The organism is Streptomyces sp. NPDC048623 (genome assembly GCF_040650755.1).
In the GTDB taxonomy this organism is placed as follows: Bacteria; Actinomycetota; Actinomycetes; order Streptomycetales; family Streptomycetaceae; genus Streptomyces.
This window is the reverse complement of sequence record NZ_JBEZHV010000006.1, coordinates 162,893-180,927: the sequence shown is the minus strand read 5'-3', so window position 1 is coordinate 180,927 and position 18,035 is coordinate 162,893. Positions and strand designations below refer to the sequence as shown.

18 protein-coding genes are annotated in these 18,035 nt (G+C 74.9%); 9 read left to right on the top strand and 9 right to left on the bottom strand.

Annotated features, from left to right (window positions below):
• Window positions 1–3: 3 nt before the first annotated feature.
• Window positions 4–1,095 (bottom strand): adenosine deaminase, encoded by a 1,092-nt coding sequence (locus tag AB0C73_RS11565; RefSeq protein WP_362527635.1) that lies wholly within the window; start codon window positions 1,093–1,095, stop codon window positions 4–6.
• Window positions 1,096–1,205: 110 nt separating this feature from the next.
• Window positions 1,206–1,955, bottom strand: coding sequence for a GntR family transcriptional regulator (locus AB0C73_RS11560; RefSeq protein ID WP_362527633.1), 750 nt, complete (start codon window positions 1,953–1,955; stop codon window positions 1,206–1,208).
• 166 nt (window positions 1,956–2,121) lie between these two features.
• Between AB0C73_RS11560 and AB0C73_RS11555 the strand changes: the two genes are divergently transcribed.
• The 3 genes from AB0C73_RS11555 to AB0C73_RS11545 all read left to right on the top strand — a co-directional run bounded on the left by AB0C73_RS11555 (window position 2,122) and on the right by AB0C73_RS11545 (window position 3,441).
• Complete coding sequence (locus AB0C73_RS11555) at window positions 2,122–2,364, top strand: DUF1049 domain-containing protein (protein WP_362527631.1); 243 nt, start codon at window positions 2,122–2,124, stop codon at window positions 2,362–2,364.
• Window positions 2,361–2,717: a hypothetical protein gene (locus AB0C73_RS11550; protein ID WP_362527628.1), complete on the top strand. Its 357-nt coding sequence runs from the start codon at window positions 2,361–2,363 to the stop codon at window positions 2,715–2,717. Before AB0C73_RS11555 ends, AB0C73_RS11550 begins: the two co-directional genes overlap by 4 nt.
• A gap of 127 nt (window positions 2,718–2,844) precedes the next feature.
• Window positions 2,845–3,441, top strand: a complete 597-nt coding sequence (locus AB0C73_RS11545; protein ID WP_362527627.1) for a GNAT family N-acetyltransferase — start codon at window positions 2,845–2,847, stop codon at window positions 3,439–3,441.
• Here AB0C73_RS11545 and AB0C73_RS11540 read toward each other — a convergent pair.
• The gene (locus AB0C73_RS11540) at window positions 3,429–3,761 is read right to left on the bottom strand and encodes a DUF6204 family protein (RefSeq protein WP_362527624.1); all 333 of its coding nucleotides are present in this window, start codon (window positions 3,759–3,761) and stop codon (window positions 3,429–3,431) included. The two genes, AB0C73_RS11545 and AB0C73_RS11540, sit on opposite strands and share 13 nt — an antisense overlap.
• A gap of 142 nt (window positions 3,762–3,903) precedes the next feature.
• Between AB0C73_RS11540 and AB0C73_RS11535 the strand changes: the two genes are divergently transcribed.
• Complete coding sequence (locus AB0C73_RS11535) at window positions 3,904–5,919, top strand: DUF5107 domain-containing protein (RefSeq protein WP_362527622.1); 2,016 nt, start codon at window positions 3,904–3,906, stop codon at window positions 5,917–5,919.
• Window positions 5,920–5,940: 21 nt separating this feature from the next.
• Here AB0C73_RS11535 and AB0C73_RS11530 read toward each other — a convergent pair whose 3' ends face one another.
• From AB0C73_RS11530 to AB0C73_RS11520, 3 genes are all read right to left on the bottom strand, one after another.
• Window positions 5,941–6,753: a class I SAM-dependent methyltransferase gene (locus tag AB0C73_RS11530; protein ID WP_362527619.1), complete on the bottom strand. Its 813-nt coding sequence runs from the start codon at window positions 6,751–6,753 to the stop codon at window positions 5,941–5,943.
• Between the two features lie 107 nt (window positions 6,754–6,860).
• Window positions 6,861–7,397: a GNAT family N-acetyltransferase gene (locus tag AB0C73_RS11525; RefSeq protein WP_362527616.1), complete on the bottom strand. Its 537-nt coding sequence runs from the start codon at window positions 7,395–7,397 to the stop codon at window positions 6,861–6,863.
• Window positions 7,398–7,496: 99 nt separating this feature from the next.
• A complete protein-coding gene (locus tag AB0C73_RS11520; RefSeq protein WP_362527613.1) occupies window positions 7,497–8,015 on the bottom strand; it encodes a GNAT family N-acetyltransferase in 519 nt (172 codons plus the stop codon).
• A 195-nt stretch (window positions 8,016–8,210) separates the two neighbouring features.
• Here AB0C73_RS11520 and AB0C73_RS11515 point away from each other — a divergent pair, with 195 nt between their 5' ends.
• Together AB0C73_RS11515 and AB0C73_RS11510 are read left to right on the top strand one after the other, a co-directional pair.
• Window positions 8,211–9,443, top strand: a complete 1,233-nt coding sequence (locus tag AB0C73_RS11515) for an aminotransferase class I/II-fold pyridoxal phosphate-dependent enzyme (protein ID WP_362527610.1) — start codon at window positions 8,211–8,213, stop codon at window positions 9,441–9,443.
• Between the two features lie 110 nt (window positions 9,444–9,553).
• Complete coding sequence (locus tag AB0C73_RS11510; RefSeq protein WP_362527607.1) at window positions 9,554–10,591, top strand: MBL fold metallo-hydrolase; 1,038 nt, start codon at window positions 9,554–9,556, stop codon at window positions 10,589–10,591.
• Window positions 10,592–10,615: 24 nt separating this feature from the next.
• Here the strand turns inward: AB0C73_RS11510 and AB0C73_RS11505 are convergent, their stop codons facing one another.
• Window positions 10,616–11,305, bottom strand: a complete 690-nt coding sequence (locus tag AB0C73_RS11505; RefSeq protein ID WP_362527605.1) for a VTT domain-containing protein — start codon at window positions 11,303–11,305, stop codon at window positions 10,616–10,618.
• Between the two features lie 67 nt (window positions 11,306–11,372).
• Window positions 11,373–12,149: an MBL fold metallo-hydrolase gene (locus AB0C73_RS11500; protein WP_362527603.1), complete on the bottom strand. Its 777-nt coding sequence runs from the start codon at window positions 12,147–12,149 to the stop codon at window positions 11,373–11,375.
• 217 nt (window positions 12,150–12,366) lie between these two features.
• Between AB0C73_RS11500 and AB0C73_RS11495 the strand changes: the two genes are divergently transcribed.
• From AB0C73_RS11495 to AB0C73_RS11485, 3 genes are all read left to right on the top strand, one after another.
• On the top strand, window positions 12,367–12,771 hold the full coding sequence (locus tag AB0C73_RS11495; protein WP_362527601.1) for a hypothetical protein: 405 nt from the start codon (window positions 12,367–12,369) through the stop codon (window positions 12,769–12,771).
• Between the two features lie 228 nt (window positions 12,772–12,999).
• On the top strand, window positions 13,000–15,102 hold the full coding sequence (locus AB0C73_RS11490; RefSeq protein ID WP_362528036.1) for a phage holin family protein: 2,103 nt from the start codon (window positions 13,000–13,002) through the stop codon (window positions 15,100–15,102).
• Window positions 15,103–15,168: 66 nt separating this feature from the next.
• Window positions 15,169–16,635 carry an amino acid permease gene (locus AB0C73_RS11485; RefSeq protein ID WP_362527598.1) on the top strand — a complete coding sequence of 489 codons (1,467 nt, stop codon included), beginning with the start codon at window positions 15,169–15,171 and terminating at the stop codon, window positions 16,633–16,635.
• Window positions 16,636–16,667: 32 nt separating this feature from the next.
• On the opposite strand, the gene AB0C73_RS11480 is transcribed toward AB0C73_RS11485, so the two are convergent.
• Entirely contained in the window at window positions 16,668–17,819 is a 1,152-nt protein-coding gene (locus AB0C73_RS11480; protein WP_362527596.1) for a low temperature requirement protein A, read from the bottom strand.
• Window positions 17,820–18,035 lie beyond the last annotated feature (216 nt).

Below are 18,035 nucleotides of genomic sequence, written 5' to 3'. Positions count from 1 at the left end.
GCGTCACAGTGCCGCGTACCCCGGGCGGACGACCGTCTCGATCAGGCGCTCCCGCTCGGGCAGCGGCAGGAAGGCGGCCTCCAGGGCGGCGACCGTGAACTCCTCGAAGACCTCCGGGCCGTAGCCGAAGGCGTCCGCCATGTGCTGGAACTCCTCGCTCATGGTGGTGCCGGAGACCAGACGGTTGTCGGTGTTGAGGGTGATCCGGAAGCCCAGGCGGCGCAGCTCGTCGATCGGGTGCGAGGCGTAGTCCTTGGCCGCGCCCGTCTGGAGGTTGGAGGTGGGGCAGACCTCTAGGGCGATCCGGTTGTCCCGGACGTACGAGGCGAGCCGGCCCAGTGTGCCGTCCTCGCCGATGTCGTCGGTGATCCGCACGCCGTGCCCGATCCGCTCGGTGCCGCACACCTGCACGGCCTCGTGGATCGACTCCGCGCCGACGGCCTCGCCCGCGTGGATGGTGAAGTGGCAGTTCTCCCGCTTGAGGTGCTGGAAGGCGGGCAGGTGGCGGGCCGGCGGGTTGCCGATCTCGCCGCCGGCGATGTCGAAGCCCGCCACGCCGTTGTCCCGGTGGGCGACGGTCAGCCGGGCGATCTCCAGCGAGCGGTCGGTGTGGCGCATGCCGGTGAGCAGGGTGCGTACGGTGATCCGGCCCCCGGCGCGGCGCTCGCCCTCGCGGAAGCCGTCGTTCACGGCCTCGACCACCTCGTCGAGGGTCAGCCCGCCCTCCAGGTGCTGCTCGGGCGCGTAACGGATCTCGGCGTAGACGACCCCGTCGGCGGCCAGGTCCTCGGCGCACTCGGCCGCGATCCGCTCAAGCGCCTCGCGGGTCTGCATCACCGCGCAGGTGTGGGCGAACGTCTCCAGGTACCGCTCCAGCGAACCGGAGTCGGCGGCGTCCCGGAACCAGACCGCCAGCTCGGCCGGGTCCTCGGTGGGCAGCCCGGTGTAGCCGCGGTCCCGCGCGAGTTCGACGATCGTCGCCGGGCGCAGCCCGCCGTCGAGGTGGTCGTGCAGTACGGCCTTGGGGGCGCGGCGTATCCAGTCGGCCACGGGGGCGGTGGCGGAGGTGGAGGCAAGGTTGTCAGACAAGTGCATGGCGGGGAAGTGTACGCCACCTGGGGAGCGCGAGGGTGTGACGGTGGCGACAGGCGGGGGCGGAGACCGCACGGGGCGGGCGTCCGGTCCCTTACGGCGCTGCCTCGCGCTCAGTTCGACTGGAGGACCGGCAGCGCGGGCGCGCCGGTCGGCAGCATGTGCTTCGCGGCCAGGACCGGGGTGTCCCCGACCCGTACGACCTGGGTGACGAGCACGGTCGGGGTGTCCGCCGACCGTCCCAGCTGCTCGCCCCGCCGCCGCCCGAGCAGCGTCGCCGTGACCGCGCTGTGCGCCGCCAGGGACACGCCCCGCGAGGCCCCGCACAGAACCGCCAGCATGGACGTCCGCTCCGGTGCGGCGGCCGAACGCAGCGCCTCGGCGAAGGCGGGGTGGGTCCGTTCCAGGACCTCGGCGTCGGCGGCCCACTCGTGGCTCAGGACCGCCGGCCCGGCGTCGCCGACCAGGACGGACTCCCAGAAGCGCAGCTCGGCACCGGCCGGGGCGAGCAGGTGCTGGGTGGTGAAGTCGGTCGGTTCCTCGATGGTGCGCAGGAGGCCCCGTACGCGCAGCGGCGCCGCCGCGCCCAGGAGCTCCTCCAGGGCCCTGACCTGCTCGAAGCCGCGCCGCGGCGGATGCGCGTTGACCGTGCGGCCCACCCCGCGCCGTACCGTGAGCAGCCCGTCCTCCTGGAGCAGCAGCAGCGCTTCGCGCAGTGCCGGCCGGCTCACGCCGAGCTCGCCCGCGAGCTTGGGCTCGGAGGGGAGGGTGGAGCCCGGCGGGTAGGTGCCGTCGTGGACGGCGTCCGCGATCCGTTCGTAGAGCGCGACGACGGGGCGTCGCTGCGGTGCGCCGGCTGCCACGGAGGGGCCCTCCTCGTTCACGCGGGTCAGGTCTGGGCTGTCTGCCGTGTCTACCGTAGCCGCCCGCCGTTGTCTGACAAGTCACTCGAATGGCCCCCTTCGCCACCACCGAACCGGACGAAACGGCCCATTCTGGGGGAACGCACGACGGAGGAGAGGGCGGGCGATGAGTCGCAAGGAGACATCGAGCACGGGCGGGTCCCGGGCGCGCGGAGTCATCACCCCCGGCCGGGTCGCGATCGGGGTCGTGGCGGTCCTGTTGCTCGTGTTCATCTTCGAGAACACACGGCAGGTGCGGATCAGGCTGCTGATCCCCGAGGTGACCATGCCGCTGTATCTCGCGCTGCTCGCGACGACGCTGCTCGGCGGGATCTGCGGCTATTACGTGGCCGCCCGGAGACGCAAGTGAGGCGGGCCGCGCTGGTCGGCGCGGGCGCGGTGCTCGCGCTCGCGGCCGTCGCCGTCAGCTCGGCCGAACCGGCCGCGACGGAGGACGACACCGAGCCGCCGGTCCGCCAGCCCACGCCCGACCTCAGGGGCCGGAGCCTCTGGCGCGTCTTCACGGCGCTCGCCCCGCGTACTCGCCTCGACGTCATCGACGTCGGCGGCGACGACCGCCGCGTGCTCTGGCCCCCGAACTGGTGGGTCTGCACCCAGCACCCCGCCCCCGGCGCGGAGCGCGCCCCGCGGAGCCGGCTGGTGGTGGGCGTGGTGAAGAAGGGCGAGTCCTGCCCGGCCCGGGTGACGGCGGCGCGCCGCTGAGACGGCGCCCTGGCGGCCGCCCCGGCTGGTCTGCCCGCCGGGCCCTGCCCGCCCGGCCCGGCCCCCCGGCCCGCCGGGTACCGGCGTCGTGCCCTACCCCCTGCGGCCCTCCCGGTAGCCTGGGCCCATGTCTCGTGATCTTGGGCGGTATCTCGTCACCGGGTCCCGGGTCGGGCTGCGGTCGTTCACCGCAGGCGACGCCGAGGAGTTCACCGCGCGGGCGCGTGAGAGCCGGGAGTTGCACGTCCCGTGGCTCTATCCGCCGCAGACGGCCGACGCGTACGCCGTCTACAGCCGCCCGTTGATCGAGGACCCGGCCAGGGAGGGGTTCCTGGTCTGTGAGCGGGGCGGCGGCGGGATCGCCGGGTTCGTGAACATCAACAACATCGTCCGGGGCGCGTTCCTCTCCGGCGCGCTCGGGTACGGCGCGTTCGCGCATGCCGCCGGGCGCGGGCTGCTGTCCGAAGGGCTCGGCCTCGTCCTCGCGTACGCCTTCGGGCCGCTCGGGCTGCACCGGCTGGAGGCGAACATCCAGCCGGGGAACACCGCCTCGCGGACCCTGGTGCGGCGTGCCGGGTTCCGGTTGGAGGGGTTCTCGCCCGCGATGCTGTTCATCGGCGGGGAGTGGCGGGACCACGAGCGGTGGGCGATCACGGCCGGCCAAGACGCCCGGTCCGGTGGGTCCGGCCGGACCGGCGAGGGCGCCGCGGCTCAGCGCTTGTAGTTGATCTTCATCGTGTCCATGTCGGTGACCTTGGACTTCAGGCCCGCGAAACCGTGCCCGAGGGACCGCAGCGCCCGCTCCACCCGGTCCTCCGCGATCGCGCCCGCCATCTCCTCGCCGTCCGCCGCGTCGGAGACGACGACCAGGCGGTACGAGAAGTGCTTCAGGGTCCGGTCGTAGGCGAGCGAACCCTCCTCGGTGAACTGCATCGCCGAAAGCCCGTGATCCTCGGCCTCCGCGAGAAGCCGGGTGCGGCTCTCCTCCGAGAGACCCTCGAACGTGCCCCGGACGATCACCCGGTAGGTGTGCTGCTCACTCATCGACTTCGCCTCGCGCCTCTCTCGACAACGGATCCACCCTATGGAGGCGCCCGCGCCGCGCAATGGAATTTCCCGGTCAAGCCTCCACCGGCGGTCGACCGCACCCTGGCCGACGACGGTCCCGGCGTGTTCCATGGTCGGCATGACGACCGTACGACGTGCCGTACTCACCCTGCCCGCGGCGCCGTTGGGCCCGGACAACCCGCTGCCCGCGCTCCACCGCCTCGACGGAGCCGGAACCCCCGCGGTCGACGAGCGGGACCGGGCCGCGCTGCCCCGCGACATGGCCCGCGGGCTCGGGCACGCCCCGCTGCGCACGCTCCTCCCCACCCGGATGCGCGACGGCTACGGGCGGGACCGCACGCCCACCACCCTCGACACCGTCGAGATCGAGAACGAGTACCTCCGGGTCACCGTGCTCCCCGGTCTCGGTGGCCGGATCCACTCCCTCCACCACAAGCCGACCGGTCGTGAACTCCTCTACCGCAACCCGGTGTTGCAGCCCGCCGCGTTCGCCCTCAACGGCGCCTGGTTCTCCGGCGGCATCGAGTGGAACATCGGCGCCCGCGGCCACACCACCCTCTCCTGTGCCCCGCTGCACGCCGCGGTCGTTGCCGCGCCCGACGGCGGCGAGATGCTGCGCCTGTGGGAGTGGGAACGGCTGCGCGACCTGCCGTTCCAGGTCGATCTGTGGCTGCCGGCGGACGCCGCGCACCTGCGCGTCGGCGTCCGCATCCGCAACCCGCACGAGCGGGCCGTGCCCTGCTACTGGTGGTCCAACACGGCCGTCCCCGAGGACCGCCGGGTCCTCGCACCCGCCGACACCGCCTGGCACTTCGGCTACACCCGCGCGCTGCGCCGGGTCCCGGTGCCGTGCTCCGAGGACGGCACCGACCGCACGTACCCGTTGCGCAGCACCCACGCAGGCGACTGGTTCTACGCGCTGCCGGACGGGCGGCGGCGCTGGATCGCCGCGCTCGACGAGAACGGCGAGGGGCTGGTGCAGACCTCCACGGACGGGCTGCTCGGCCGCAAGCTCTTCGTGTGGGGCACCGGGCCCGGCGGGCGGCGCTGGCAGGAGTGGCTGACCGAGCCCGGCACCCCCGGCTACGCCGAGATCCAGGCCGGACTCGCCCGCACGCAGCTGGAACACCCGGTGATCGAGGCGGGGGAGGAGGTCTCCTGGCTCGAGGTGTACGGGCCGCTGAGCGCCGACCCGGCGACGGTGCACGGCGCGGACTGGGCGGCGGCCCGCGCGGGCGTCGAGACCGCGCTCGCCGAGGCGCTGCCGCGGGCCGAGGTCGACACGGCGTACGAGCGGTGGCGGACCGCCGCCGACACCGAGCCCGGCCCGCTGCTCGCGGCCGGCTCGGGCTGGGGCGCCCTCGAAGTGCTGTGCGGAGGCTACGAGTTGCCGGGCACACCCTTCCCCGACTCGCTGATCGGCGAGGAACAGCGTCCGTGGGCCCATCTGTTGCGTACGGGCGCCCTGCCCGCCCCGGAATCCGGCGCCGCCCCGGTGCCGGGCGCCGTCCCGCCACCCGGCACAGCACCCGAACCCGCCCCGCACGGCCGTGCGCCCTGGCCGACACCGGTCTCCGACGCCTGGCGGGACATGCTGGAGACCGCGCCCGCCGACCCGGTGACCGAGTACCACCTGGGCGTCGCCCAGCGGGCGGCCGGTGATCTCGCCCAGGCGGTACGGAGCTGGGAGCGCGGCCTCAAGAACGCGGCCGAGCGCTGGCCCCTGCTCTACTGCCTGGCCGTGGCCGACCGGGAGGACGGGCACCGGGAGCGGGCCGCCGACCGGTACGCCGAGGCGTTCGAGGCGCAGTACGGCGGTGATCCGCTGGTCACCGCCGCGCTCGGGCGCGAGACGGTCACGGTGCTGCTCGGCGCGAACCGGCCCGCCGAGGCGCGCGGCGTGCTGTCCCGCCTCCCGGAGGAGGTGCGCGCCCGTGGCGCGTTCCGGTACCTGGAGGCCCGGCTGCTGCTCGCCGAGGGGCGCCCGGCGGAGGCCCGCGCCGTCTTCGACGCGGGCTTCGAGGTCGCCGACCTGCGGGAGGGCGCGGAGGAGCTGGGCGAGTTGTGGTCCCGTATCGCGGACGAACCACTGCCCGCCGCCTACGAGTTCAGGATGCGCCCGGTAGGCGAGTGATCGGACGCGGCCGGCGAGTGATCACACCCGGCACAGGATCTCGCCGTGCGGGACCATGAACCAGCCGTCGTCCTCCGTGCCCCAGGCGTGCCACGCCTCCGCGATCGAGGCCAGTTCCTCGGGGGTCGCGTGGCCGCCGTCGACGGCGAGGCGGGCGTAGGCCGACTGGGTGACGCGGTCGGCCCACAGGCCGCTCCACCAGGCCCGCTCGTCGGGCGAGGCGAAACACCAGACGCCGGCGGACGAGGTGACGTCGGTGAATCCCGCCTCGTGGGCCCAGGCGCGCAGCCGCCGGCCGGCGTCCGGCTCGCCGCCGTTGGCGGCGGCCACCCGCCGGTACAGGGCCTGCCAGCGCTCCAGGCCCGGTGACTGCGGGAACCAGGTGAAGGCGTCGTAGTCGCTGTCCCGGGCCGCCACCACCCCGCCCGGCCGGCAGACCCGCCGCATCTCGCGCAGCGCCTGGACCGGGTCGCCGACGTGCTGCAGCACCTGATGGGCGTGGACGATGTCGAACGAGTCGTCGGGGAAGTCCAGGGCGTGGACGTCGGCGACCGCGAACTCCACGTTGTCCACGCCCCGTTCGGCCGCGGCGGCGCGCGCCTTGCTCAGGACCTCCTCGGCGTGGTCCACCGCCGTCACCCGCCCCGGTGCCACCCGCGCCGCCAGATCGGCGCTGATGGTCCCCGGCCCGCAGCCGACGTCCAGGACGTCCAGACCGGACCGCAGTTCGGGGATCAGATACGCGGCCGAGTTCTCGACGGTGCGCCAACTGTGGGAGCGGAGCACGGACTCGTGGTGGCCGTGGGTGTAGACGGCGGTTTCCGCATGCGACATGACCGACTCCTTGTGTGAGTGCGTGCGGATCACGGTACGCCGGTCATTCGGTATATGAGACCCAGTTCTCACCATATGGACTCAGGATGGGGTCGTGCCGAGCAGGTCTACATGAACAGGCCGATCCGGTAGCGGAGTTCGCGCAGCAGTCGGCCGCCCGTCTCCTCCGTGACGGACACGCCGTCGGGCCGCCAGGCGGCCTCCTCGTAGAACCCGCGCGCCCGCGCGTTGTCCTCGAAGACCCACAGCCCGGCCCCGCGGAAACCCGCGGCGCCCATCGCGTCCACGGTCGCCACGAGCAGCGCCCGTCCCACCCCGCGTCCCCACGCCTCGGGCGCGGCGTACAGCGCCGCCAGCTCCGCCGTCACCAACGGGTCGAGACTCCCGTCCCCGTCCCCCTCGCCGGGCGGCCACGGCCGGAAGCAGGAGAACGCCTCCACCCTCCCGCTCGCGTCCTCCGCCACCAGGACCACCGGGCCGTCGGGCGCCGTCAGGCGGGCGCGCCACGCCTCCGTCCGCTCGGTGACGTCCAGGCCGTCCAGATACGGCGCGGGGATCAGGTCCCGGTAGGCGGCCTGCCAGGAACGGACATGTACGGCCGCGACAGCGGCGGCGTCGGTGGGCAGGGCTCTGCGGATCGGCATGCCCGGCATTGTCGGCGGGGGCCGCCCTGGACGGCCACGGATTTCAGCCGAACTCGATGGACCTCAGCGGAACTCGACGGGCCTCGACGGGACTCGACATCAGCGGTGCCACTCCCAGCGCCGCTCCCCGTCCTCGTACACCTCCGTCGGCGCCAGACCCGCCGCCCCGGCCACCGCCGCCGAGGCGTGATGGTCCGGGTGGACATGGGCGATGAGCGACGGCGCGCCCCGCTGCCGGAGCCAGTCGGCCAGAACCACCGCCGCCTCCCGGGCAAGTCCGCGCCCCTGCCAGGGAGTCCCGAGCACCCAGGCGATCTCGGCGCCCCCGGGCGCCACCGTGGCCTGCACGGTGCCGATCGCCGCGCCGGTCTCCCGGAGCCGCAGCACCCAGTTGCACCACATCGTCGTCGCCGGGTCCGGCGGTCCCGCCAGGAGCCGCTCGTGCCGGGCGCGCAGCTCCGGCTCCGCGAGCGGGGCGCCGCCGATGAAGAGGTGCAGCGCCGGATCGGCGAGCGCCCCGGTCAGCTCGGCGGCGTGGTCGAGCCGCAGCGGCTCCAGGTCGAGACGGGCGGCGCGCAGCGGGACGGCGGCGTAGTGCTTCGGGTCGTAGGCGCTCATCCGCCCAGTGTCCGTCGCCGTGGCCGCCGCGCCGTACGTGGCCCCACGGTGGCACACCGACGCCGTCGTCCGGCGGCGCGCGAGGGGCGGGAACCGGCAAACCTCCGTATAAAGGGCACTGGGGTGCCACTCGCGGGCGCCCCGGCGCCCCCGCGTGGGCGGGAGCGTGGCGTGGGGCAGGAGGAGGTTCGGGACATGCGGCAGACGGCCCCGGAGAGCCGCGGACCCGTGCGTTACGGGCCGCCCGCGCCGGAGCCCGGCCTGCCGGTGCTGCCCGGCCTCGCCGCGCTGCTCGCCGCCGCCGTCGACCGCACCGGCCCCGAACCGCCCGGCGGCGGGCCCGTGCTCCGCGAGGCCGCCGCCGGCTACTGGTGGCGCCGAGGACTGCGGACCCACGCCGAGGACGTGGTCGCGGCCCCCGGCGCCCCGCCCCTGCTGCTCGCCCTGATCGCCGCGCACGGCGGCGACCTGCTGCTGCCCCGCCCCTGCCCGGCCTGGTGGACCCCGCAGGCCCGGCTCATCGGCCGCCCGGCGTACCACGTGCCGACCACCGCGGAGGCCGGCGGCGTCCCCGACCCGTACGCCCTCCTGGAGACCGTCCGCCGGGTGCGCGCCGAGGGCGGCCACCCCCGGCTGCTGCTGCTCTCCGTCGCCGACGACCCCACCGCCACCGTCGCCCCGCCCGAGCTCGTACGCGAGGCCTGCGAGGCCGCCGTCGCCGAGGGCCTGCACATCATCAGCGACGAGACCTGGCGCGACACCCTGCACCGCCCGCAGGACACCGTGCTGCTCAGCCCCGCCGAGATGTGCCCCGACGATGTCACCGTCCTCACCGACCTGGCCGGTGCGCTCGCCCCCGCCGCCTGGCCCTGCGCCGTCGCCCGTTTCCCGCCGACCGCCGTCGCCCGCGCCGACGGCTACGGCGACCCCCGGGCGCGCACCCTCGACATCCTCACCGCGCTCGGCGCCCTCGTGCCCGGGCCGTTCGCACCCGCCGCCGCGCATGCCCTCGACGAACCCGAGGACGTCACGGTACGGGCCCGGCTCACCGCCCAGTTGCACGGCCGGGTCGCGGCCGCCGCCCACCACGCGGTGCTCGCCGCCGGCGCCCTCGCCCGGCCCCCGCAGGCCGGCCGGCACCTCTACGCCGACCTGGGCCCGCTGCGTGCCGGCCTCGCCGCCCGCGGGGTCACCGACTCCCTCGAACTGGAGAACCATCTCACCGCCCGGCTCGGTTCTCCCGTCCCCGGCGGGCACCGCTTCGGCGACGAACTCGGCGCGCTGCGGGTCCGGTTCGACACCGCCGCGTTCCTGGGGGCGACCGAGGAGGAACGGATGGAGGCCCTCACCTCTCCGCGCCCGGAGGAACTGCCACAAGTGGCAAGGGCGTTGAACACCTTCGGAGCCGCGCTCGACGAACTGGGGTGAAGGAGGCGCGGGTTGCCGTACGAGCGCGCGGATTGCCCGTACGAGCGCGCGACGTGGCGCAGCGGTGACGACGAACACGACGGTTGACGGAACAGAGGGAGGCCGCAGAGATGACGGAACAGACGGCCCGGCCGGCCCGGGCCCCGCACTCCGCCCGCACCCCCCACGCCCCGCACCGCGCACCCGCGCTCCAGCCCCTCGGCCGGCTGCGCCACGACTGGCCGCGCACCTTCGCCGACCGGCTCACCGCGCCATTGCCCGGGGTCCGCGCCATGGCCAGGCTCGCCCGCGAGGGCGCCGTCCGCCCCGGGCCCGACGGGCTGCGTGACATCCCGCAGCTGCCGTTCGCGCCCGGACCGCTGCCCGAGGCGGGGCCCGACACCTTCGCCGTCACCTGGGCCGGACATGCCAGCTGGGTGGTCCGGGCCGGCGGGCTCACCGTGCTCACCGACCCCGTCTGGTCCCGCCGTATCCTCGGCACCCCGGCCCGGCTCACGCCCGTCGGCGTCCGCTGGGAGGACCTGCCGCCGGTGGACGCCGTCGTCATCAGCCACAACCACTTCGACCACCTCGACGCGCCCACCCTCAAGCGGCTGCCGCGCCGCACACCGGTCTTCGTGCCCGCCGGACTCGGCCGCTGGTTCACCCGGCGCCGCTTCACCCACGTCACCGAGCTCGACTGGTGGGAGGCGGCCGAACTCGGCGGCGTGCGCTTCGACTTCGTCCCCGCGCACCACTGGTCCAAGCGCACCCTGCTCGACACCTGCCGCTCCCTGTGGGGCGGCTGGGTGCTCACCGACCGGGTGGGTCGCACGCTCTACTTCGCCGGGGACACCGGATACGGGCACTGGTTCGCCGAGATCGGGCGGCGCCATCCCGGGATCGACCTCGCGCTGCTGCCGATCGGCGCGTACGACCCGCGCTGGTGGCTCAGCGACGTGCACACCGACCCCGAGGAGGCGGTCCGCGCCTTCCAGGACCTGGGCGCGCGCCGGATGGCGCCCATGCACTGGGCCACCTTCGTACTCTCCGCCGAGCCCGTACTCGAACCGCTCACCCGCGTCCGGGACGCCTGGACGAAGGCCGGGCTGCCCCGCGAGGACCTGTGGGACCTGCCGGTCGGCGCGTCAGGTGTGCTTGTGCCTTAGTGCTCGTGCCTTACTGCTCGTGCCTCAGCGCTCGTGCCCTGACCGGCCGTGTGCGGCACCGCCGGCACCGCCGGCACCGCCGGCACCGCCGTGCCGTGCACCGCGCATCCGGCGCCACAGCGCCGGCACCGCGCTGATCAGCACCGTCAGCCCCACGGCCGCCACCACGCCCTCCCAGGGCTCCGGGAACAGCGAACCGCCCAGGATGCCGATCAGCGCGTACGTCGCCGCCCACGCCAGACACGCCGGCAGGTCGCCCCGGGCGAACCGGCGCAACGGCATCCCCGAGAGCAGACAGGCCAGCATCACCGGGATCCGCCCGGCCGGTACGAGCCGGGACAGCACCAGGACCGGCACCTGGTGGCTCTCCAGGCGTTCCTGCGCGTGCGCGAGCCGGTCCGGCGTGGCCCGTGAGCGCAGCTCCTCCAGCCAGCGCGAGCCGTTGCGGGACCCGACCCCGCGCCGCCCGAGCCAGTAGAGCGCGAGGTCGCCGAGGAACGCCGCGGCCGACGCCACCAGGAAGACGAACAGGAGCGACAGCGGCGCCGTCTGGTGGAACGCCACCACCGCCGCCGAACTGACGATGGCCCCGGTCGGCACCACCGGCACCAGCGCGCCGAGCGCCACGAGCAGGAAGAGCGAGGGATAACCGACCGCCCGCTGCGTCGTCTCCGGCGGCAACTCCCGCACCACCGTGAGCGCGTGGTGGATCACCGGCCCAGCCCCTCGGCGTCGGCCGCCGCCCCGCCTGGCGCCGCCCCGCCTGCCGCCCCGCCCCGCGTCACCGCGCCACCTCCGGGCGCACCCGCTCGCCATGGGCCAGCAGATGGACCGCGACCTTCGGGGCCAGGCGGGCGGCGTGGCGGACGAAGTCGTCGCCGGGGGCGTGGAACTCGTGAGGGCGGATCGCGTCCAGGCCGATCGGCCAGTACGTGCCGTAGTGGACCGGGATGGCGGCGGCCGGGGACAGGGCGGCCAGGGCCTCGGCGGCGCGGTGGGCGTTCAGGTGGTTGTGGCCCAGGTACGGGCCCCAGCCGCCGACCGGCAGGAGGGCCACGTCGACCGGGCCGACCGCCTCCGCCATGCCGTCGAAGAGGCCGGTGTCGCCGGCGAAGTAGGTGCGGGCCTCGCCCTCGACCACGTAACCGAGCGCGGGGGAGCGGTGCGGGCCGTACGGCAGCCGGCGCCCGTCGTGGAGCGCGGGCACGGCCCGTACCGTCACACCCTCCACCGACACCTCCTCGCCCGCCGCGAGCTCCGTGAACCGCAGGCCCCGCCGGTCGTCGAGGCGCCGCAGCGCCGGGACGGCCTCCGGTGCGCCGGCCGGCACGATCACCCGGGTGCCGGGTGCGAGCAGCGCGAGCGACGGCAGGTGCAGATGGTCGGCGTGCAGGTGCGAGACCAGGGCGATCTCGGCGCGGGCCGCCTCGGGCGGCGGCACCGCCCCGCGCCGGCGCCGCAGATGGGCCAGCCGGCGGGCGAAGAGCGGGTCGGTGAGCACCCGGACCCCGGAGTCCTCGACCGTGCACGTCGCGTGACCCCACCAGGTGACTTCCACCGGTCCGCCGCCCTCTCCCGTCGTATCCTGCTCGGGTCCCGCTCCTGCTCGGGTCCCGCTCCTGCTCGCGTCCCGCCTGTTCCCGTCGCGGGGCCCGGGCCATCCGTAACGAGGGTAGATGTCCGGGGGCGCGCGTGTGGCCGGTCTTCACCGGACCGACCCCGCTTGGTATACCGGACCACTCCTCGGGGTCACTCCGACGCAGTAGGGTCGCCCCATGGACGACGTTCGGGTGGCGGCGATCGCCAGCCTCACCCCGCTCGAGGAACTCGACGAGGACCCCTTCCTGGTCGACACCCGCAGCCAGTACGCCATGTGCGTCCGCTGGGCCCGCGACCACGGCTACGTGGTGACGAGGCAGCTGCTCTGCTACGGCCTCCGGCCCGACCACGACGCCCTGTGGGCCGACGTCGAGGAGGGGGCCGTGGACCTCTTCGTGGCCCCGAACGAACGGGTCCTGGCCCGCGCGCTGGCCGACGTCCCCGGCTTCCACGCCGAGTGCGCGCGGCGCGGGGTGCGCCTGGAGACCGCCGGGTTCGCCGAACCGGCGTACGACGCGCCTGCGAAGGCGGGCGTGCACCGCCGTCTGTCGATGCCCACCGCCGGGTACGACGGCGCCTGAAGCCCCGTACGCACACGCGCGTACGCGCGTACGCGTCGCCCCACCCCGCCGCCTCTGTGCCACGCTGGTCGCAGGAGACGGGCGAGAGGTGAACCAGGCGTGGGTGAACGGCGAGAGCGGGCGCCGGGCCCGCTCAAGGGCCCCCGGCGGGACGGGGCGCCCCGGCGGGTCGGGACGCCCCGGCGGGTCGCGATCCCCTGGCGGAGCGCGAGCCGCGCGCTGCTGCGGGTGATCACGGTGTGGGCGGTGTCCACGCTCACCCTGCTCGTGCTCGCCGGCCTGCTCCCCGACTTCCAGCTGCAGTCCGCCGACGGCGCCAGCCTCACCACCATCGCCTTCACCGCCGTCTGGTGCGCCGGCGCCTTCGGTCTGCTCAGCGCCCTGGTGTGGCCGCTGATCGTACGGGCGCTGCTGCTCGTACCGGCCCTGGTGCTCGGTCTGCTCGTGTTCTTCCTGAACGGTTCGCTGCTGCTCCTCGCGCTCCGGCTCAGCACGGACGGGCGGGCCGCCGCCGCGCCCGAGACCGCGGTCGTGGTGGCCGCCGTGATGTCGGCGGTCGCCTCCGCCACCTCCACCGCGCTCGCGGTCCGCGACGACGAGGCCTACCGCCGCCGCCTCTACCGGCTCACCGGCCGCACCCGGCCCCGGATCGCCCGTACCGCGGGCGCCGGACCGGTGCCCGGCACGGTCTTCGTCCAACTCGACGGCGTCGGCCACCGGGTGCTGTCCGACGCGGTCGCCGCCGGCCGGATGCCGATGGTGGCCGAATGGCTGGCCACCACCCACACCCTCACCCCCTGGCGCACCGACTGGTCCAGCCAGACCGGCGCCAGCCAGCTCGGCATCCTGCACGGCTCCAACGAGGACGTACCCGCCTTCCGCTGGTACGAGAAGGACACCGGCCGTCTGATGGTGTCCAACCGCCCCGCGAGCGCGGTGGAGCTCCAGCGCCGGGCGGTCCGGCGCACCGGCGACGGCGGGCTGCTCACCCTCGACGGCGCATCGCGCGGCAATCTGTTCAGCGGCGGCGCCGACCAGCTGGCCCTGGTGCTCTCGATGGCCGCGCGCCGGGGCCGCCGCAACCGCTCGCGGTCCGGCTACTTCGCGTACTTCTCCGACCCCGCCAACGCGGTCCGCACCGCCGGCTCCCTCGTCGCCGAGGTCTTCCGCGAGATGACCCAGTCGGTCCGGGCCCGGCTGCGCCGTGAGTCCCCGCGGGTCTCGCGTGGCGGCCTCTACCCCTTCGTGCGGGCCTTCGCGACCGTCGTCGAGCGGGACGTCGTGGTCTCCGCCGTGATGGGCGACATGCTGGCGGGGCGCACCGCCGTCTACGCCGACCTGGTCGCGTACGACGAGGTGGCCCACCACTCGGGTCCGCGGGGCCGGGACACCGACCAGGTGCTCGCCCGCCTCGACCGGGCGCTCGCCCTGATCGCGAAGGTGGCCGAGCACGCGCCCCGCCCGTACCGGATCGTGCTGCTCTCCGACCACGGGCAGAGCCCGGGCGAGACCTTCGAGTCCGCGTACGGACTGACGCTGAAGGATCTCGTACGGGCCGGGTGCGGGCTTCCGGTGTCGCGCCGGGTGCGGCGCACCCGCAGTGGTTCCGAGGCCCGGGACGCCGCCCGCGACGCGCTGCGCAGTGCCCTGCACCGGCCGGTCGACGAGGCGGGGGAGGCCGGGAAGGAGGGCGCGGAGGCGGCGGCGGTGGCCGCGGCCCGCGCCCCCGAGCCGGTCGTCCTCGCCTCCGGCAACCTCGGCCTGGTGTCCTTCCCCGGCGTGCCGCACCGGGTGACCCGCGAGGAGATCGACCGCCTCCACCCGGGGCTGCTCCACACCCTCGCCCACCACCCCGGGATCGCCTTCCTGCTGGTCGCGAGCGAGGAGCACGGCTCGGTCGTGCTCGCCGGGGACGGCGTCGAGGTGCCGGTCGGCGCACTCGACGACGACTCCGCGGCCGGGCCGCTGGCGGTGTTCGGGCCGGGCGCCGCCGCCGCGGTGCGCCGCACCGACGGCTTCCCGCATGTCGCCGACATCATGGTCAACTCGATGTACGACCCCGCCGCCGGCACCGTGCACGCCTTCGAGGAGCAGATCGGCTCGCACGGCGGCCTCGGCGGCGACCAGGCGCTCCCCTTCCTGCTCTGGCCGCGCGACCTGACCCCGCCGCCCGCCGGTCTGGTGGGCGCGGAGCAGGTGCACCAGGTGCTGCGCGGCTGGCTGCGGGAGAGCGAGGGGCCTCAGGTGCCGCTGGAGATTTCCCCGTCGAGCGCCGATGCGGAAGCACTTCTTCCGGTCGAAGGGCCTGCCACACGGGACAAAAACGGGTGATTTGGAACGTCGTCCCGCCATCCGGACCATGGTGGCGTTTGTACGACGAGAGGCGCACCACCCCGCATGAGCACGGCCACCACCCCCGCACCCCCCACCCCCACCGCTGACACAGCCGAGCAGGACCCGCAGCAGGCCCCGGCCCCCACGCAGGACGGCAAGGGCAGCAGGCACGCCCGGCGCTTCGGGCTTCCGATCGCCACCGCCCTGGTCATGGGCAACATCATCGGCGGCGGCATCTTCCTGCTCCCCGCCTCCGTCGCCCCCTTCGGCACCATCAGCCTGGTCGCCTTCGGCGTGCTCACCGTCGGGGCGATCGCCCTCGCGCTCGTCTTCGGCCGGCTCGCCCGCCGCCACCCGCAGACCGGCGGCCCGTACGTCTACGCCCGCGCCGCCTTCGGCGACTTCGCCGGCTTCCTGGCCGCCTGGTCGTACTGGATCACCGCCTGGGTCTCCAACGCGGCCCTCGCCGTCGCCGCCGTCGGCTACCTCGACGTGATCGTCCCGGTCCACGGGTCCAAGCTCGCCACCATCGCCGTCGCCCTCGGCCTCCAGTGGCTGCCCGGCCTCGCCAACCTGGCCGGCACCCGCTATGTCGGCGCGGTGCAGATCGTCGCGACCGTGCTCAAGTTCGTGCCGCTGGTCCTCGTCGCCGTCGGCGGGCTCTTCTTCTTCGACCCGGACAACCTGGGCCCGTTCCGGGCGAGCGGTGACAGCGCGCTCGGCGCGGTCTCCGCCTCCGCCGCGATCCTGCTCTTCAGCTACCTGGGCGTCGAGTCCGCCGCCGTCAGCGCCGGCGAGGTCCGCGACCCGCGGCGCAACGTCGGCCGCGCCACCGTCCTCGGCACCCTCGGCGCCGCCGCCGTCTATCTGCTCGGCACGCTCGCGGTCTTCGGCACCGTCGCCCACGACAAGCTGGTCGGCTCCACCGCGCCCTTCTCCGACGCCACGAACATCATGTTCGGCGGCTCCTGGGGCGGCGTCGCCGTCGCCGCCATGGCCATGGTCAGCATCCTCGGCGCGCTCAACGGCTGGACCCTGCTCAGCGCCCAGGCGCCGTACGCCGCCGCCCGCGACGGGCTGTTCCCGAAGGCGTTCACGGTCAAGCGGCGCGGCGTCCCGACGGTCGGTGTGCTCGTCACCGTCGCCCTCGCCTCGCTCCTGACCGTCTACAACTACACGTTCGGCGGCGAGGGCGTCTTCGAGATCCTCGTCCTCGTCACCACCTTCACGGCCACCGTGCCCTACCTCCTCTCCACCGCCGCCCAGATCTACTTCCTGCTCTCCGGGCAGTCCGAGAAGGTCTCCCGGGCCCGCCTCGCCCGCGACGGCGTCCTCGCCCTCGCCGCCTTCGGCTTCTCGATCTGGCTGGTCGCCGGCGCGGGTTACGCCGCCGTCTACCAGGGCGTGCTGTTCCTCTTCGTGGGCGTGCCGGTGTACGCGGTGATGGCGGCCCGCAAGGGCCGCGCGGGCGCCGCCGGGCCCGGGGCCGCCGGGCCCGAGGCCGCCGGGGCGGGTCCCTCCGCGGGGTGAGAAGCGGCCCCCGCACCGGGGGCCGGGTCCCCTCAGCTGTCGGCTGCCTCCGGCCGTCCGGTCACCGCGCGCCCGTGCACGACGACCAGCGCGAGCACCGCCGCCGCGAGGAGCGCCAGGGCCACCAGGGCCGGCACCCGTTCCACCAGGGGGCCGGCCGCGAGGGCGGCCGCACCGCCGGCGAGCAGCGCGGTCGGCCGCCGCCCGGAGGAGCGCAGCACGATCGCCGCCGCGCCGAGCAGGAACACCCCGACGCCGCCGGTCAGCGACCAGGCCACCGTGCCGTGCAGCGGCTCGGCCAGACCGTAGTGGCCGGTGTCGGCGACCTGGGTGAGGACCTTCTTCATGCCGAGCGCGCACAGCACCACGCCCGCGACCAGCGGCAGATGCAGGAAGGTGTACACGTCGCGGGCGAAGCGGGTGCGTTCGTCGCCGTCCAGCGCGCCGAGCCGGTGCTCGGCCGGGTCGCCGAAGCGCCGGAAGTACAGCGCCCACAGCCCGCCCGAGAGCAGCAGCCCCGCCGCGCACGCGCCGATCACCGCCACCGTCAGCGGGAAGTCGGCCACGCCCACACCCATCGCCACGATCGACTCGCCGAGCGCGATGATCACGATGAGGCCGTGCCGCTCGGCGAAGTGCCCGGGGGAGTTGACCCGCCAGCCGGACGAGCCGGTCACGTAGATGCCGCCGTAGTCCACCGCGACCGCGCCCAGCCACAGCAGCAGCCGGGGCGTCCCCTCGTACGCGCAGCCCACGAGCAGCAGCGCGAGCGGCGGGGCGACGGAGAGCAGCGCCGTGCGGCGCAGCGTGCGGTGCAGGGCCGTGTCGCCGGGGCTGGAGATCCGGTACGAGACCAGGTGCAGCACGCGCACCAGGCCGTAACAGCTCACGAAGACCAGCGGCAGCGGCAGCCCGCCGGTGGTGTCCGTGAACAGCTCCGGCACCGCGAGCGACACCACGAACACCACCGTCATCACGGTCACCAGGACCCCGAACAGCGCCCCCGCGTCGGCCCGTACGACATTGCCGAGCCACGCGAAGCAGCACCAGCACCACCACAGCAGCGCGAGCACCACCATCGCCCCGAGCACCCGGGACGGCGCGGGCGCGGCGGCCATCAGCGCCGTCACCTGCGTGATCGCGTAGACGAAGACCAGATCGAAAAAGAGCTCGGCGGGCGTCACCCTGTGATCGCCCCCGGTCGCCACCATGCGTGACCGATGCCCGGCCGCCATGCCGTCCCCCTCGTTCCCCGGCCGTACCCTCCGGCCGTCCCGGCGCGCACCCTACCGGCCCGGGGGCGTCTCACGCCGCGCATCCGGCGGGCCCGCATGACCCCTGAGGTAATCGACCGTCCCCGCCCCGCCCCGGCATGCTCGGAGCACCGGTTCCCGGGCGGC